Annotated in this window: 15 protein-coding genes; 9 read left to right on the plus strand and 6 right to left on the minus strand. The window is 69.2% G+C overall.

The window, feature by feature from the left end; translation table 11 throughout:
• Nucleotides 1–131 precede the first annotated feature (131 nt).
• Nucleotides 132–866 carry a cytochrome c oxidase subunit II gene (coxB, locus tag NKJ07_RS08785; protein ID WP_318570208.1) on the minus strand — a complete coding sequence of 245 codons (735 nt, stop codon included), beginning with the start codon at nucleotides 864–866 and terminating at the stop codon, nucleotides 132–134.
• 239 nt (nucleotides 867–1,105) lie between these two features.
• On the opposite strand from coxB, the gene NKJ07_RS08790 reads away from it, so the two are divergent.
• The 5 genes from NKJ07_RS08790 to NKJ07_RS08810 all read left to right on the plus strand — a co-directional run bounded on the left by NKJ07_RS08790 (nucleotide 1,106) and on the right by NKJ07_RS08810 (nucleotide 4,657).
• Nucleotides 1,106–2,563 (plus strand): heme o synthase, encoded by a 1,458-nt coding sequence (locus NKJ07_RS08790; RefSeq protein ID WP_318570209.1) that lies wholly within the window; start codon nucleotides 1,106–1,108, stop codon nucleotides 2,561–2,563.
• Nucleotides 2,564–2,627: 64 nt separating this feature from the next.
• The gene (locus NKJ07_RS08795) at nucleotides 2,628–3,308 is read left to right on the plus strand and encodes a DUF7546 family protein (RefSeq protein WP_318570210.1); all 681 of its coding nucleotides are present in this window, start codon (nucleotides 2,628–2,630) and stop codon (nucleotides 3,306–3,308) included.
• 138 nt (nucleotides 3,309–3,446) lie between these two features.
• Complete coding sequence (locus tag NKJ07_RS08800) at nucleotides 3,447–3,929, plus strand: histidine kinase (protein ID WP_318570211.1); 483 nt, start codon at nucleotides 3,447–3,449, stop codon at nucleotides 3,927–3,929.
• 66 nt (nucleotides 3,930–3,995) lie between these two features.
• The gene (locus NKJ07_RS08805) at nucleotides 3,996–4,226 is read left to right on the plus strand and encodes an Rdx family protein (protein ID WP_318570212.1); all 231 of its coding nucleotides are present in this window, start codon (nucleotides 3,996–3,998) and stop codon (nucleotides 4,224–4,226) included.
• A gap of 17 nt (nucleotides 4,227–4,243) precedes the next feature.
• Complete coding sequence (locus tag NKJ07_RS08810) at nucleotides 4,244–4,657, plus strand: hypothetical protein (protein WP_318570213.1); 414 nt, start codon at nucleotides 4,244–4,246, stop codon at nucleotides 4,655–4,657.
• Nucleotides 4,658–4,850: 193 nt separating this feature from the next.
• Here the strand turns inward: NKJ07_RS08810 and NKJ07_RS08815 are convergent, their stop codons facing one another.
• On the minus strand, nucleotides 4,851–5,873 hold the full coding sequence (locus NKJ07_RS08815) for an aldo/keto reductase (protein ID WP_425504754.1): 1,023 nt from the start codon (nucleotides 5,871–5,873) through the stop codon (nucleotides 4,851–4,853).
• 138 nt (nucleotides 5,874–6,011) lie between these two features.
• Between NKJ07_RS08815 and NKJ07_RS08820 the strand changes: the two genes are divergently transcribed.
• The 3 genes from NKJ07_RS08820 (at nucleotide 6,012) to NKJ07_RS08830 (ending at nucleotide 9,443) form a co-directional block, all read left to right on the plus strand.
• The gene (locus NKJ07_RS08820) at nucleotides 6,012–7,058 is read left to right on the plus strand and encodes a Gfo/Idh/MocA family protein (protein ID WP_318570215.1); all 1,047 of its coding nucleotides are present in this window, start codon (nucleotides 6,012–6,014) and stop codon (nucleotides 7,056–7,058) included.
• A 643-nt stretch (nucleotides 7,059–7,701) separates the two neighbouring features.
• The gene (locus tag NKJ07_RS08825) at nucleotides 7,702–8,691 is read left to right on the plus strand and encodes an ABC transporter ATP-binding protein (RefSeq protein WP_318570216.1); all 990 of its coding nucleotides are present in this window, start codon (nucleotides 7,702–7,704) and stop codon (nucleotides 8,689–8,691) included.
• Entirely contained in the window at nucleotides 8,688–9,443 is a 756-nt protein-coding gene (locus NKJ07_RS08830) for an ABC transporter permease (protein ID WP_318570217.1), read from the plus strand. Before NKJ07_RS08825 ends, NKJ07_RS08830 begins: the two co-directional genes overlap by 4 nt.
• Nucleotides 9,444–9,485: 42 nt before the next feature.
• Here NKJ07_RS08830 and NKJ07_RS08835 read toward each other — a convergent pair whose 3' ends face one another.
• From NKJ07_RS08835 to NKJ07_RS08845, 3 genes are all read right to left on the minus strand, one after another.
• Nucleotides 9,486–10,844, minus strand: coding sequence for a hypothetical protein (locus NKJ07_RS08835; protein ID WP_318570218.1), 1,359 nt, complete (start codon nucleotides 10,842–10,844; stop codon nucleotides 9,486–9,488).
• 195 nt (nucleotides 10,845–11,039) lie between these two features.
• Nucleotides 11,040–11,306 (minus strand): hypothetical protein, encoded by a 267-nt coding sequence (locus tag NKJ07_RS08840; protein WP_318570219.1) that lies wholly within the window; start codon nucleotides 11,304–11,306, stop codon nucleotides 11,040–11,042.
• A 57-nt stretch (nucleotides 11,307–11,363) separates the two neighbouring features.
• The gene (locus tag NKJ07_RS08845) at nucleotides 11,364–12,413 is read right to left on the minus strand and encodes a S1C family serine protease (RefSeq protein WP_318570220.1); all 1,050 of its coding nucleotides are present in this window, start codon (nucleotides 12,411–12,413) and stop codon (nucleotides 11,364–11,366) included.
• Between the two features lie 197 nt (nucleotides 12,414–12,610).
• Between NKJ07_RS08845 and NKJ07_RS08850 the strand changes: the two genes are divergently transcribed.
• Entirely contained in the window at nucleotides 12,611–13,264 is a 654-nt protein-coding gene (locus tag NKJ07_RS08850; RefSeq protein WP_318570221.1) for a bifunctional 4-hydroxy-2-oxoglutarate aldolase/2-dehydro-3-deoxy-phosphogluconate aldolase, read from the plus strand.
• Nucleotides 13,265–13,270: 6 nt separating this feature from the next.
• Here NKJ07_RS08850 and NKJ07_RS08855 read toward each other — a convergent pair whose 3' ends face one another.
• Nucleotides 13,271–13,972 carry a carbonic anhydrase gene (locus tag NKJ07_RS08855; RefSeq protein WP_318570222.1) on the minus strand — a complete coding sequence of 234 codons (702 nt, stop codon included), beginning with the start codon at nucleotides 13,970–13,972 and terminating at the stop codon, nucleotides 13,271–13,273.
• Nucleotides 13,973–14,449: the final 477 nt, after the last annotated feature.

Below are 14,449 nucleotides of genomic sequence, written 5' to 3' on the forward strand. Positions count from 1 at the left end.
TGGTGGGGCCTCGGACGGCAAAAGGGATGCTCGGCGAATCGATCGGAGGATAAGGATTGGTCGGCTCCGACGCGACGGTCTCGCTCAATCGCCGGTCGGAGGGTGTCGTCGTGGGACGCGTCTGCGCTCGATTAGCCGCTCTGGCTCGACTGCTGCTCGTCGAGCCACTCCTGGTACTCCTCTTGGGAGACGACTTCGACGGTGAAGTACATCTGCGAGTGGGCGACGCCGCAGTACTCCGTACAGTAGCCCTGGTAGGTGTCTTCCTCGTACGCGACGGTCTTGATCGTGTTCGTCGCCCCGGGCATCGCGTCCTGCTTCAGCCCGAGTTCGGGTACGGCGAAGCCGTGTATCACGTCCGTCGACGTGATCCGGAAGTAGACGTCGGTGTCCTTCGGGATCACGATCTGCGGGTTGCCCTCGACGTTCGGGGCCGTGATGTTACCCTCTTCGGGGTACTTCATGTTCCAGCCCCACTGGTATGCCTCGGCCTCGACGACGACGTCGCCCTCACCGGGGCCGTCGTTCATGCCTTCCATGTAGGTGACGTTCGGGTTCGCGAGCACGCCGTACGAGGCGACCCCGACGAACAGGAGGACGGCCGCGGTCGCGATCGTCCACGTGATCTCCAGGCGGCGGTTCTCCTTCGTCGGCTGCGCCTCGTCACTGCGCCGGAACCGGATCACGGTGTAGATGAGGATGGCTTCCGTGATGACGGTGATCGGAATGGCGACGTACAGCAGCTTTCCGTTGAGCTCGTTGATTAGGCCCGAGGTCGCCGACGCCTGCGCGGCGACTGGATCAGCGACCAGCGCGAGGACGACGGCCGAGAGGAGTGCAACGAGCCCGAGTCGCGTCCGTCTCATGCTAATCGGGGGTTAGGAACTGCTACGTAAATACCTACTGACTCGATGCTCACCACCGCCGTGTCGCGTGGTTCTGCCCAGGCTCGCGAAGGAGGGGGAGCCGACGGGAGCCGATCGACGCGTCCCGGCGGACCAGCGCCGAAGCGGCGGTCGCCGCCGGCGATCCGTGGGCGATCCGTCGGTGAGTGGCGGTCCCGCGAAGCGGGGCGTCTAAGTATGCCCGTTCCCAAGACTGGCGTATGTCGCGCGACGCACGCGAGTCGCGGGCGGAGGGGCGGGGACGGTACCCCGGCCTCCTCGCGGCCGCGGCCATGGCTGTCTATCTCCTGTTACTCGTCGGTGCGACGACCGCGCTGACGGACGCGGCGTCGGCCTGCACGGCCTGGCCCGCCTGTGGCGACGGGCTCGCGCTCCCGGCGACCGCGGCGGGGTACGTCGCCCTCGGTCACCGGGTCGCCGCGGTGCTCGTCGGCCTCCTCGTCGTGGCCGTGCTCGTCGCCGCCTGGCGCGAGAGCGAGCCTCGCCGCGTCCGAGCGGCGACCACCGCGTCGGCCGCGCTCTACCCCCTCCAGGCCGGACTCGGCGCGCTCGTCGCCACCACGGAAGGCGGCGTCCTCCGGGCGGCCCACCTCGTCGTGGGGATGGCGATCTTCGGCGGGCTCGTCGCCGCGCTGGCGTGGACGCTCGAATCGCGCACCGGCGATCCGAACGACAGGCCCGCGGGCCGGCCGGACGGCCCACCGGCCGCCGACCCGGCCGGGGAGTCGGACTACGACCACGGCCCGGCCGCCGGCGACCGGCCGGAACTCCCCACCTCGCCACTGGCACGGGCGAAGACCGTCGCGTACGCCTACTTCCGGCTGACGAAGCCGCGACTGATGTGGCTGCTCTGTCTCGTCGCCTCGGCGGGGATGGCGCTCGCCGGCTCGATCCACCCGGGGCTCACCCCGCAGGTGATGCTGGCCACGCTCGGCGGTGGCGTCCTCTCGATCGGCTCCGCGGGCACGCTGAACCACGTCTTCGAGCGCGACATCGACCGGCGGATGCAACGGACCTCCGACCGGCCGCTGGCGACCGACATCGTCCCCGTCCGGAACGCGCTCGCTTTTGCGCTCCTGCTCGGCGGGACGTCGATCGCGCTGTTCGCCTCGGTGAACCTCCTGGCGGCCGTCCTCGGGCTGGGAGCCATCGCGTTTTACGCCGTCGTCTACACGCTCCTGTTGAAACCCAACAGCGTCCAGAACACCGTCATCGGCGGGGCGGCCGGCGCGCTCCCCGCACTCATCGGCTGGGTCGCCGTCACGGGGTCGATCGGCTGGGGCGGCATCGCGCTGGCGACGGTCATCTTCCTGTGGACGCCCGCGCACTTCTACAACCTCGCCCTGGCGTACAAGGACGACTACGAGCGCGGGGGATTCCCGATGCTGCCCGTCGTCCGCGGGGAGACCGTCACGCGGAAGCATATCGTCGGCTACCTGGGCGCGACGCTGGTCGCCGCCGGCGCGCTGGCGACGATGACCGCGCTCGGCCCCGTCTACGTTCTCACGAGTGCGCTGTTCGGCGGCGTCTTCCTCTGGGCTGTCGTCCGTCTTCACTACGAGCAGAGCGAAGGGGCGGCGTTCCGCGCGTTCCACGCCTCGAACGCCTACCTCGGCGCGCTCCTCCTGGCGATCGTCGTCGACACGCTCGTCGTCTGATTTCGACTCCGACTGCACCCCTCACCACGCGAACCCAATGTCCACCGTCACCCGAACCGACTGGATGCCGACCCGAACGGACCTGCTCGCGGGCGCGGTCGTCCTCAACGCCGAACTGCTCGTCGTCCTCCTCTACCTGGCGGTCGAGCCCGTCGTGATCGAGTCGTGGCGGTTCATCCTCTACGGCTTCCTCTGGATCAACGCGAGCATCTACGCCGTCGCCAAGACGACGCCCGCGCAGACGACACCCCGGACGAAGCGGATCGCGCTCCTCGTCGCCGGAGGGTACTTCCTCGTCCTCGCCGTCGCGGGTGGGATCGTCGGTCCGAGCCACACTAGTCCGCTCGCGTCGCTCATCACCGACGGACACCTCCACAGCCACGGCACGGCGGCCGCGGGGAGTTTCGACCTCAGGCTCCTCCCACCGGGATGGGGGCCGGCGCTCGTCTACCAGGGGTCGTGGCTGCTCGTCATCCTCATGCCGTACAAGATCGTCGGGTACCTAGCGCTGGCGTACCTCGTGTACGCGACTGTCATCGACGCCGCCGGCACCGTCGTCTCGGGCTCGCTCGGGCTGCTCTCCTGTGTCTCGTGCACGTGGCCCGTCGTCGGCTCGCTCGTCACGAGCATCTTCGGGTCGGGCTCTGCCGTCGTCGTCGCCGCGACCACCTGGCCGTACGACATCTCGACCGTCGCGTTCCTCGCGACCGTGGCGCTGTTGACCTGGCGACCGCTCGTGCGGTGACGCCCGACAGTGTCGGTCGTGCTGACGCTCGCGAACGACGGAACGTCCGGTTCCGACGGACGTGCGAGGGTCACGGCAGTGCGGCGGTCGTGCCGCGGCGAGATAGGCCTATTTCACGACCGCGAGTTGTCGGTACCGATGGGTTCAGTCATATCCGAGACAGAGACCGAATCGGGATCGAACGTGTGGTTGAGTGCCGGCCTCGCGGGGATCGTCGGGACCGTCGTGTTCGGCGCGGTACAGATGGTGATGGGCGCGACCGGCGTCATCGCGGTCGCGATCCCGGCCCTCTACGGCGTCTCCGGACCGAACCTCCTCGCGGGGTGGGCGATCCACCTCGTCCACGGCGCGTTGCTCGGCCTGGGCTTTGGGCTCCTCGCGACCCGTCCGTCGGTCGGGCCGTACGTGGCGAGCGTCGGCTCCGCCGCGGCCGTCGGACTGGCCTACGGCCTGGTGCTCACGATCCCGACCGCGGGGATCGCCATGCCGCTGTGGCTCGCCGCCGTCGGCTTCCCGAACGCTCCGCCGCTTCCGAACCTCACGCTGATGGGCTTCGTCGGCCACGGCGTCTACGGGCTGGTGCTCGGGGCGGTCTTCCCCGTGCTGCGCGACCTGTTGTAGCCACGGGCTCGGCCGCGGTCGTCCGTTCCCGGACGGCTTTTGATCCCCCGTTGCGAAGCGGAGGACATGACGGCGATCGAGATCGAGTACTGCGTTCCGTGTGACTTCCTCGAACGCGCCGAGGCGATCCAGCACCAACTCCTCCAGCAGTTCGGCGAACGGATCGACTCGGCGGCACTCGTCACCGGTGACAAGGGCGTGCTTCGCGTCCGCGTCGACGGCGACGTGGTGTGGGACAAGGACGACGACGAGTACGACCTCGACGAGATCACCAGACGTACCCGCGAGTACGTCTGAGGCGGGCCGACGCCGCGATGAAGTCCCCGGAGCACGCGGCCATCGGAGCCGTCGTCGGAGTCGTATCCGTCTCCGTCCTCTTCCCGGCCGTGGCGTTCCCGACGAAGGCGAGCCTCTGGGTCGTCGGCGTGCTCGTTTCCGTGTTCGTCGACCTCGACCACTTCGTCATCGCGCGGGCGATGCAGGGAGACTGGACGAACCTCCGGCGGGCGGTCTCGAACCCCCGAGTGGGATTGGTCGACCAGGAACAGGTGTTCGCCGACACCGACGAGACACGCCTGCGACAGTACCGACTCCTCTCGCACCTCCTCGTCGGCGGCGTCCTCGTCGGCGTCTGTTCGTTGGTCGACGCGCGGTTCGCGGTCTTCGTCGCCGTCCTCCTCTACGCGCACGTCGTCGCCGACCTGATTCGTGACGCCGAGGTGGCGTGAGCGTCGCGCATCGTACTCGGATCGGATCCGTCTGCTGACAGCCGGTACGTCCGCTCGTGCGGCGTCGTACCGGGCACCCGCGACCCGCCGCACGTCGATCGTCAGACCACGTCTCGACGCGGGATGGATGCGTCCTCGAATAAGAAGGTCCGGGTCCGGATCCGAGGGCGGGCACGACCCGGCGTTCGTCCGCTCAGTGCCCCCAGCGCTGTTTCCGCTCGGGATCAGCGTACCGCGCGTTCTCGATCCGCTCGAACTGGTCGGGGGAAAGCGAGACGTCACAGGCACCGACGTTCTCGTCGAGCTGGTCGGTCGTCCGCGCGCCGACGATGGGGATACAGGTGAACGCCTCCTGCTCCATGAGCCAACGGAGCGCGACCTGCGCGGGCGTGGCGTCGAGTTCGTCGGCCACCTGCCTGACGGCGTCGAGGACGTGCCAGCCGCGCTCGGAGAGGTAGTAGTCCGAGAAGGACTCATAGATGGTCGCGCGGGAGCCGTCCGGCGCTTTTACCTGCTTGGGATCGTCCGGGTCGGCGCGTTCGTACTTCCCCGTCAGGAAGCCGCCCGCGAGCGGCGAGTACGGGCACACCGCGAGGTCTTGATCGGCGCAGACGTCGAGGTAGTCGGCGACGTCGTCGCGGTACGCGGCGTGGAACAGCGGCTGGGTCACCTCGAACCGCTCCCAGTCGTGCAGTGTGCTCTCGCCGAGCGCCTTCATCAGCTGCCAGCCCGCCATCGTCGACGCGCCGAGGTAGTTCACCTTCCCCTCCTCGACGAGGCGCGTCAGCGTCGAGAGCGTCTCCTCGATCGGTGTCTCGTCGTCCCAGCGGTGGATGTAGTAGACGTCGAGGTAGTCGGTGCCGAGGCGGTCGAGCGTTCCCTCGATCTGCCGGCGGATGTGAGTCCGGGAGAGCCCCGATCCGTTGGGGCTCGACTCGTCGAAGCCGAAGTACACCTTCGAGGCGAGGACGTACTGGTCGCGGTCGTGGTCGGCGAGCCAGTCGCCGATCCACTCCTCGCTCGTGCCGTTGGGGTCGCCGTAGACGTTCGCGGTGTCGATGAACGTCCCCCCGTGATCGGCGAAGGCGTCGAGGAGGTCGTGCGCTTGGTCCTTCTTCGTCTCGACGACGCCGCCCGTCTCGCGCCCGAACCGCCAGGTCCCGAAGCAGAGTTCCGACACCCGTGTCCCGGTCGAGCCGAGTCGGCGGTAGTCCATGCTCATGATCGTCCGCGTCGTTCGCGGACGGAGGATAAAACCGTCGGGGTCGCGGCCGACGCGGCCGACACACGCCGGAGCGGCGGCGTGTCTGCCCCGATCCGCGGACTTATCCGGCTCCCTCCCGCCACCACCGACATGCTCAACGTCGCCTGTATCGGCCTCGGCGACCTCGGCCGGCTCGAAGCGTCGGTGCTCGACTCGCTCGACGACGTCCACCTCGTCGGCGGTGCCGACCCCGCCCCCGGCGCCCGGAACCAGTTCGAGCACGAACTCGGCCGCCCCGCCTACGAGAGCGTCGACGACCTGCTCGGGGGCGAGTCCGTCGACCTCGTCGCGATCGTCACGCCGCACACGCTCCACTACGACCAGGCCCGGGAGTGTCTCTCGCGCGACGTCCACGTCCACCTCGAGAAGCCGATGGTGACTGAGCTCGCCCACGCCGACGACCTCATCGAACGTGCGGACGCCCACGACCTCGTGCTCGCGGTCGGCTACCAGCGGCATTTCGACCCCCGCTTCCGCGAGATCAGACGGCTCGTCGACTCGGGGCGCATCGGCCGGCCGCACATGGCCGTCGGCCACCTCGAACAGGAGTGGATCCGCTGGACGCAACACCAGTGGCGGTCGAATCCCGAGCTCTCGGGCGGCGGCCAGCTGTACGACTCCGGCTCGCACCTGCTCGACGTGCTCCTGTGGACGCTCCGTGCCGACCCCGTCTCCGTCACCGCGACCGTCGACCGCCGGACGCACGACGTCGACGTCAACAGCGCGCTCACCGTCTCGCTCGAACGCCGTGACGCCGAGGGCGTGGCGGGGGACCGTGGACGGGAGACGGCAGATCCCGACCGGCTCACGGCGAGCGTCGGCGTCTCCGGCGCGGGGAGTTCGATCCCCGATCCCGGCGAATCGCTCCGGATCTGGGGGACCGACGGCACCGTCTCGTTCGACGGCGAGACCGTCACCGTCTGCGAGGCGGGCGTGACGTACGAGACGACCCCCTCCGTGCCCGACTTCGAGGAACTCACGCGTCGCAAGCTGGGCAACGTCGTCGACGCCATCACCGAAGGGGCCGACTTAGAGATACCCGCCGCGGACGGCCGGCGAGTCGTCGCGCTGACCGAGGCGGCGTACGAGGCCGCCGAACGCGGCGAGCGGGTGGCGGTCTCGGGGCTGGACGGCTGAGTCGAACGGGGCCAGGGCGTGTCACGGAGTCGGTGATCAGGGTCGAGTTCGGACGACCCGGTTCAGACGACGCGTCCGGGACGTGTGGCTGTCACTCGGAACCGGGAGACGAACCCTCGGCCCGGAGCGCAGTGGGTTGCAGCGAACGAGTACAGCCGCCAGGGCGGTAGTGTACCTCACACCTCCCCAGCCGGGTTGCTCGCGGACGGAGCCGCGAGCAGGCCCCTCGCGCGAGTCGCTCACTCGCTCCACTCGTTCGCTCCCGCGCGCCGGTCACCCGTGGTGCGGCGGCGCGTGACGTCGCGCCACTCGTGTGCGTTCCCGTGAGCCACTCGAACGGGAACCAGCGAGACCGACGCCCTCGCCGGGCGACGTGCGCGAGAGGGACGAGGTCACGGACGACCGAAGGGAGCGAGTGACCGAATCGGCTGGGGCGGTCTTACTGCCCTGCCGACCGTCTCGGTCGCCTTCCTCCCCGGACTGCACGCGTCGCCGTCCATGGTCACGTCGAGTAGTCCGTTCGCGACGCGTCTCCGACGATTACCCTCGCTAGATTGACATTAATCCCCGTGACGAGCGGAGACATCACCCGGCACGAACCGAAAACCGAACCCTTACTTCCGGACCGGCGTCAGCGTACGGTATGGACGAGGTACTCGTCGCCGACGCGGTTCGGAAGTCGTACGGCGACGTTCGGGCGCTCCGGGGCGTCTCGCTCTCGGTCGGGGCGGGCGAGGTGTTCGGCCTCATCGGGCCGAACGGGGCGGGCAAGACGACGCTCGTCCGGGCACTCACCGGGACCACGGGCGTGGAGGGAACCGTCCGCGTACTCGGGACCGCACCCGGCGACGTCGACGCCAACCGGCTTGGACTGCTCCCGCAGTCGTTCTCGCCGGCCGCACGGCTCACGCCGCGGGAACTCCTCTCGTACTACGCCGGGCTCTACGACACGGCGCGGGATCCGGAGGTCGTCCTCGACGAGGTGGGCCTCAACGACGCGGCCGACACTTGGTACGAGAAGCTGTCGGGCGGCCAGAAGCGCCGGACCTGCGTCGGTGCCGCGCTGGTGAACGACCCCGACGTGCTCTTTCTCGACGAGCCGACGACGGGGATCGACCCCGCCGGCCGGCGCGCGGTGTGGCGGCTCGTCGACGACCTCGCCGACGGCGGCACCACCGTCTTCCTCACGAGCCACTCGATGGCCGAGATCGAACGGCTGGCCGACCGCGTCGGGCTCCTGCGCGACGGCGAACTCGTCGCAACCGGCTCCCCGACCGAACTCGTCGCCGAACACGGCGGCGAGAGCACGCTCACGATCGACACCGCGGCGCCCGCGGCGGCGCGCACCGCGCTCGAACCGGCGTACGCCGTCGATCGATCGACCGACGGCGTCGTCGTGGGCGGGGTCGCGCCGCGCGAGATTGGCGACGTGGCGTCGGTGCTCGACGACGCCGGCGTCGTCTACGGCTCGCTGGCGTGGTCGGAGCCGTCGCTCGAAGACGTCTACCTGTCGCTCACCGGCGAGTCGTTCGGGCCGCGCGCCGAGAGCGACCAGTCGACCACGACCGGCCGAGCGGAGGCCGCCGACGGGGGCGATCCGCTCGCCGTCGACGCGGGAGGGCAGTCGCCATGAGCCGGCGCGACCGCGTCACCGCGGAGTTCACGGCCGCGTGGGACTCGTTTCTCCGCCGCCGGACCGCCGTCTTCTTCACCTTCTTTTTCCCCGTCATCATCGTCCTCATCTTCGGCGTGCTGGTCCAGACCCAGCCGACCGGCGGCGGACTGTTCGCGGAGCCCCCGGGCTACTATGTCCCGGGCTACCTCGCCGTCGTCGTGCTGTTCACCCCGCTGTCGCGCGTGGGGTCGACCGTCGCGCGTCACCGCGAAGGCAACCGCTTCCAGAAACTCGCGACGACGCCGCTGTCGCGCACGGAGTGGCTCCTCGCGCACACGCTCGTCAACGCGGTCGTCATCGGCCTCGCGGCGCTCTTGCTCCTCGTGCTCGTCGTCGCCGTGACGGGGGCGGGCGTGCCGCTCGCCCCGGCGACGCTCGCGCTCGTCCCGTTCGTCGTGCTCGGCGTGGCGCTCTTCTGTGGACTGGGGGCGCTCATCGGCCGCCTCGCGGGCTCGCAGGACGGCGTCATCGCCGCGAGCAACGCCGTCGCGCTCCCCTTGCTGTTCCTCTCGGAGACGTTCGTCACGCCGGAGTTGCTCCCGGCGTGGTTCCGTCCGGTGACCGCGCTGTCGCCGCTGACGTACTTCGCCCGCGGCGTGCGGGCGCTCACCTTCTCGGGTGGCGACTGGACACTCCCCCTCGCGGTGCTCGCGGCGCTCGCGACAGTCGTCTTCGTCGTGGGCGCGGCGGCGGTGCCCTGGACCGAGTGAGTACAACAGAGATCGAACCGCGGGAGTCGCGGGCGTCGGGCGCTACCCGCCCGTCTCGGTCGTCTCGCCCTCGGAGACCTCCATCCCCAGCCACGAGAGTGTGAGCTGTTCGGGCCACTGATCCTTCTCGGTCCGGTCGGTGTGTGGCTCCGGCGAGACACTCGTCGCGAGAACGAACTCGCCCACCTGGAGCACGTTCGCGTAGAGGTTCGCCCCGTCGTAGTCGTAGTACACCCGCCGCCACTCGCGGCCGGCCAGCGTCGTCGTCCCGTCGTCGCCGAGGGTGGTCTCCATGAGCGTGTTCAGCGCCGACACCGCGCGCTCTTCGCTCTCGAACCGCTGGAGGAAGATCGGTCGGCCACCGAACTGCGCCTCCTTCGACTGATCGGTCACGAGTTTGTTCGCCATCACGTACGCGTAGTCCTCGCGCCCGTCGCGGGCGACGACCGCGTCGAAGACGTTGGTGTACTCGGGTTCGTAGTCGGCGAGGCGTTCGCGCCACGCCTTCGTGTCCTTCATCATGTCGACCGCACCCTGCGAGAACGTGTACACCAGGCCGTCGGGCCGCTCGTTCGTGTGGTCGTTGATGTCGTGGTTCGCGCCGTACTGGTGGGCGTGGTCGAAGATGGTCTGCCCGGTCGGGAACGTGTGGGCGTGTGGGCGGGCGACGTCGTCGCTCCGGTCGCTGTACTCGTCGGAGAACGTCTGCGTCGTGAAGTTGTCCCCCGGCGGGTAGCTCACGCCGAAGATTGCCTGTCCTTCCGAACTCGACTGCAAGAGCCCGTGCAGCGGCTCCTCGATGGGGTGTGCCGACAGGTGTTGTTCGATGTACGCGTCCGCGGTGATCCGGTTGTAGAACACCGACAGCCGACCCAGTGCGTCCTGACTGGCCTGGGTGTCGTCCCGCTCGACGGCCGCGGCGAAGTCCCGGACGAACGTGTTCTCGCCGTTGCGCAGGCGTCGTTCGAGCTCGAAGTGCGGTGCCAGTTCCTCGCGGACGTAGGTCGCGAGGCTTGTGGTTTTCGCCCGGAGTTCGGAAACGTCGGCCGCCGCGAGCGTGTTTCGCTCCCTGAGCTCCGCGACCGTCTCCTGGACGGGTTTGACCTGGAGCAAGTACTGCCGCCTCGCTCGCTCGTACTCGGAACCGAACCAGCTGATCTCGTCCATCACGGCCCGGGTGCGGTCGAGGAACGCCCGGTTCTGTGGCGGCTCCGGCGTCGCGGTCGCGGTCGCGGTCGCCGTCTGCTCGCTGTTCGAGCCGTCGGTGCCGCCGTCGTCGCTGTTCTCTCCGGTCGAACTGTCGCCCCCCGAGCCGCCACCGACCAGTCCGGTACACCCGGCGAGCGCCGGGAGCGTGAGCGACGACGTCACCGCGAGCAGCCGTCGTCGAGTGTGGTCCATACGGGCATGCGAGTGGCCGACGGCTTGAGCGTTCGTGTCGAGGTATCAGTGTTGATTCTCGGAGGGGCGTTCGTCGGACCCCTCGGACGGTGATCGGTTCCGACGGTTGGTCGGGTCGACCCGAACTGGCACCCGTCGGGAGAAGAATTAACCGACGTTCGTTGGAGTACTCCCCACGAACGTCCGACGAAACCTCTACGTAGCTTCGCTCGTCGACGCGTCGTTGTCGTATATTTTCAACGTCCTCGCGTTTACGGGCACGTTCGATGTGTTCCGCTGGTTCGTGTTTGCCGTCGTCTTTCTCGGGTTCACGTACGGGTTCGAGAAGGTCGTCGGCTGGCAGACTGGATAGAGGACGTATCGACCGCTCGTAACCGTGAGTCGCGTCGTGGTTTCGTCAACTGGTTCCCTGACGCTCTTTATCCCGCCCATGCTCTCCGCTCGGTTCGTGATTCCTCGCACGTTCTGAGACCCTCGGCAGAGCCATTCCCGGGAGTCGTGACCCGCGACGACCCGCGATCAGTGCACCGTGACGCGCCCGTTGGGGTCGGGGCGTTCGCCCAGCACGACCGAGAGTGTCCGGGGCCGGCCGTCGCGGATCACGTCGATGTCGATCGGTTCACGCGGCCGCGTCTCGGTGATGAGATACCGCATGAGCTCCTCGTGCGACCGGAGCTCCCGGCCGTTGATCCCCACGATGACGTCGCCGCCCGTGGGGACACGCTGGCCGCGGACGGTCCGCGCCCCGGTCGACCGCCGGAGACGATCACCCGCCGCGGGGCCGGTGGCGACGTCGACGACGAGCACCCCCCGAGCTTCGTCGAGGCCGTTCACCGTCGCGACGGTGGGAGTGACGTCGAGCGTCCGGGTGCGCAGGTACGAGTGACCGTAGCGGCCCTCGGCGACGAGCGACGGAACGACCCGCGTGACGATGGCGGGCGAAACTGCGAAGCCGATGTTGTCGCCCTGACGGGCCCTGTTGACCCCGACGACCTCGTAGGTGGGTTCGTCGTCCGCCATTGCGAGCGCGACGAGCGGGCCGCCGGAGTTCCCCGGGTTGATCGGCGCGTCCGTCTGGACGACGTCCGGAATAGCGAACCCGCCCGAGGTCGGCATCGATCGGTTCGCCCCGCTGACGATCCCCGCGGAGATGGAGCCGTCGAGCCCCAGCGGGTTGCCCAGCGCCGCCACCGGCCGACCCGGCGTGGGGTTCTCCGTGGCGACGGGCAACGGCCGGGCCGTCTCGGGCGCGTCGGGGATGCGCATTACGGCCAGGTCGGTGTACGCGTCGCGCCCGACGATGCGGCCGGTCCGCCACTGGCTGTCGGCGAAGCGGATCTCGACGTCAGTGTCGCCCCTGACGACGTGTTCGTTCGTCACGACGTAGCGCACGGCGTGTTCGTCCGCGTCGGTGTCCGCGTCCCCGACACCGAGCGACTCCACCGCGGCCGCGTCGTAGACGAACCCGGAACCCGCGCCCATCGCGGGCCCGCGGCGTCCGACGTAGATCGACACCACCGAGGGGATGGTGTCACGGTACAACCGTTCGTAATCGATCGCGGCGTACATGTGGCACGTGTGCGTCCCCGGACCGCGCTGTCGAGGGTCGACAGCCGGTCGACTGTGACGCTTACCTCGGGTAAGTGCCGAGCCGATATGACGCTGTCGTGCGGTACCACACTTTTCCGTCGGGGAGGGTCGCCGATGCGCACGCACGCGCGTCGAACCGGCCGGGTTTTAATACCGCGTCGGGCGGAGCCACGAGCATGAGCCTCCCGAAACACGGCGTGATGCAGCGACTCACGGACAGCGGAACCGTCGCGGTGATGCGCGGTGCCGACGCCGACACGCTGATGAAGACCGTCGAGGCCCTCCGCGAGGGCGGCGTCACGGCCGTCGAAATCACGGCCGACAACGCCGACGCGCTGTCGATGATCGACACGGTCACTGGAAGCTTCGACGACGAGGTGGTCGTCGGCGCGGGAACCATCCTCGACGCGTCAACGGCGCTTGACACCATCCGCGCGGGTGCGGAGTTCGTCGTCGGACCGACGGTCGAACCCGACGTGATCGACGCCTGCAACCGCTACGGGACGCTCGTCGCGCCGGGGGCGTTCACGCCGACGGAGGCGCTCTCGGCGTACGAGGCCGGCGCGGACTTCGTGAAGATCTTCCCCGCCTCCTCCGGCGGCCCGGGCCACCTCAGCGGGATCAAGGGCCCGCTCCCGCAGATCCCGCTCATGCCCACCGGGGGCGTCGACGCCGACAACGTGGGCGCGTTCATCCGCGCGGGCGCGGAAGTCGTCGGGGCCGGAAGCGCGCTCGTCCCCGGCGACGCGGTCGCCGCGGGCGAGTTCGAGACGGTCACGGAGAACGCTCGCGCCTTCTCGGCGGCCGTCGCCGAGGCGCGCTCGGAGTGAGTCGAGTTACAGCAGCGACCGGACGGCGTCGCGGTTGTCGGTCGAGACGGCGTCCGCGGGGTCGCCGTCGCCCGCCGCGACCAGGTAGGTCCGGCCGTCGCGGTCCCCGTACCGGTGGTGGAAGTCGTAGACGAAGCCATACACCGACGCGTCGGTCCGCGAGGCGACGAACTCGACCTGCTCGCCGACGTTGTGCTCGACGAGTCGGTCGACGACCGCGTCCGTCGGCCCGTCGAGATCGACCGGCGCGCGCTCGATACACGCGACGAGCGACCCGAGATCCTGGCGGACGCCCGGCGGGAGGTCCGCGATGTCGGTCTCGCCCTGGACGACGTCGTAGGCGGCCGTGATGGCCCCACAGCCGGTGTGCCCGACGATCGCGACGAGCCCCGTATCGGTGAACGTCACCGGATAGGCGACGCCGCCGTCGAGGACGCGCTCGCCGTCGACGGTGGTCGTCGCGCGGTTGCCGATGTTGGCGACGGTGAACAGCGTCCCCGGCTCCGAAACGTCCCACATCCCCTCCTGTGAGACGCGCGAGTCCGAACAGCAGACAGAGACCGCGGGCGGATGCTGGGCGTCGCGGACGGCGTCGAAGGCCGCCGCATCGGCCCGGGCGACGTGGCGAGCGTTGCCGGCGAGCAGTTCGGCGAGCGTTTCGTCCGGGGTGTCGGTCTCGTCGAGCGTGTCGGTTTCGTCCAGTGACATGGCTGCGCCAACGAGGGCCGGGTGCAAAGCACCTCGGAAACGTCCGACGGCACCGCCGGTCGGTCCACCGCGCCCGACGCCACACAACACAACCGTTATATCCATCATTTCCGTACATTCTTTCGGAGGGACACGACGTGTCACACGCTCCCTCCCATTCCCCCACGGAGACGGACCGGTCGCCGACTGGTTCCAACCACGGAGAACTCCGGTGAGTGTCAACGAACGCCCGAGAAACCTCTCCGCGCTACGACTCCGCGACTGAACTGCGCCGGCCGGGATTCGAACCGAGCCGAGACGTTCCTGCTCGCTCCGCTGTGCGGACTGCGACTCGTCGGGTTCAGCATCCCTACGTGGCGCGTTCGCTCGTCACGTCCGTTCCTCGCAGAGTGCGCCGGCCGGGATTCGAACCGAAACCGGACGGTCGCCCTCGCTTCGCTCGGGCGCTGCGACCGGTAGGGTTCGAATCGCCATCGG

Source organism: Salinigranum marinum, assembly GCF_024228675.1.
Taxonomy (GTDB): Archaea; Halobacteriota; Halobacteria; order Halobacteriales; family Haloferacaceae; genus Salinigranum; species Salinigranum marinum.

What these genes read in the sequence shown, in the direction of transcription:
- NKJ07_RS08845 (WP_318570220.1), bottom strand. Translation starts at nt 12,413, where the DNA reads ATGTACGCCGCGATCGATTACGAACGGTTGTACCGTGACACCATCCCC.
- NKJ07_RS08825 (WP_318570216.1), top strand. Translation starts at nt 7,702, where the DNA reads ATGGACGAGGTACTCGTCGCCGACGCGGTTCGGAAGTCGTACGGCGAC.
- NKJ07_RS08795 (WP_318570210.1), top strand. Translation starts at nt 2,628, where the DNA reads ATGCCGACCCGAACGGACCTGCTCGCGGGCGCGGTCGTCCTCAACGCC.
- NKJ07_RS08805 (WP_318570212.1), top strand. Translation starts at nt 3,996, where the DNA reads ATGACGGCGATCGAGATCGAGTACTGCGTTCCGTGTGACTTCCTCGAA.
- NKJ07_RS08850 (WP_318570221.1), top strand. Translation starts at nt 12,611, where the DNA reads ATGAGCCTCCCGAAACACGGCGTGATGCAGCGACTCACGGACAGCGGA.
- NKJ07_RS08835 (WP_318570218.1), bottom strand. Translation starts at nt 10,844, where the DNA reads ATGGACCACACTCGACGACGGCTGCTCGCGGTGACGTCGTCGCTCACG.
- NKJ07_RS08855 (WP_318570222.1), bottom strand. Translation starts at nt 13,972, where the DNA reads ATGTCACTGGACGAAACCGACACGCTCGACGAGACCGACACCCCGGAC.
- NKJ07_RS08830 (WP_318570217.1), top strand. Translation starts at nt 8,688, where the DNA reads ATGAGCCGGCGCGACCGCGTCACCGCGGAGTTCACGGCCGCGTGGGAC.
- NKJ07_RS08820 (WP_318570215.1), top strand. Translation starts at nt 6,012, where the DNA reads ATGCTCAACGTCGCCTGTATCGGCCTCGGCGACCTCGGCCGGCTCGAA.
- NKJ07_RS08815 (WP_425504754.1), bottom strand. Translation starts at nt 5,873, where the DNA reads ATGGACTACCGCCGACTCGGCTCGACCGGGACACGGGTGTCGGAACTC.
- NKJ07_RS08810 (WP_318570213.1), top strand. Translation starts at nt 4,244, where the DNA reads ATGAAGTCCCCGGAGCACGCGGCCATCGGAGCCGTCGTCGGAGTCGTA.
- NKJ07_RS08800 (WP_318570211.1), top strand. Translation starts at nt 3,447, where the DNA reads ATGGGTTCAGTCATATCCGAGACAGAGACCGAATCGGGATCGAACGTG.
- coxB (WP_318570208.1), bottom strand. Translation starts at nt 866, where the DNA reads ATGAGACGGACGCGACTCGGGCTCGTTGCACTCCTCTCGGCCGTCGTC.
- NKJ07_RS08790 (WP_318570209.1), top strand. Translation starts at nt 1,106, where the DNA reads ATGTCGCGCGACGCACGCGAGTCGCGGGCGGAGGGGCGGGGACGGTAC.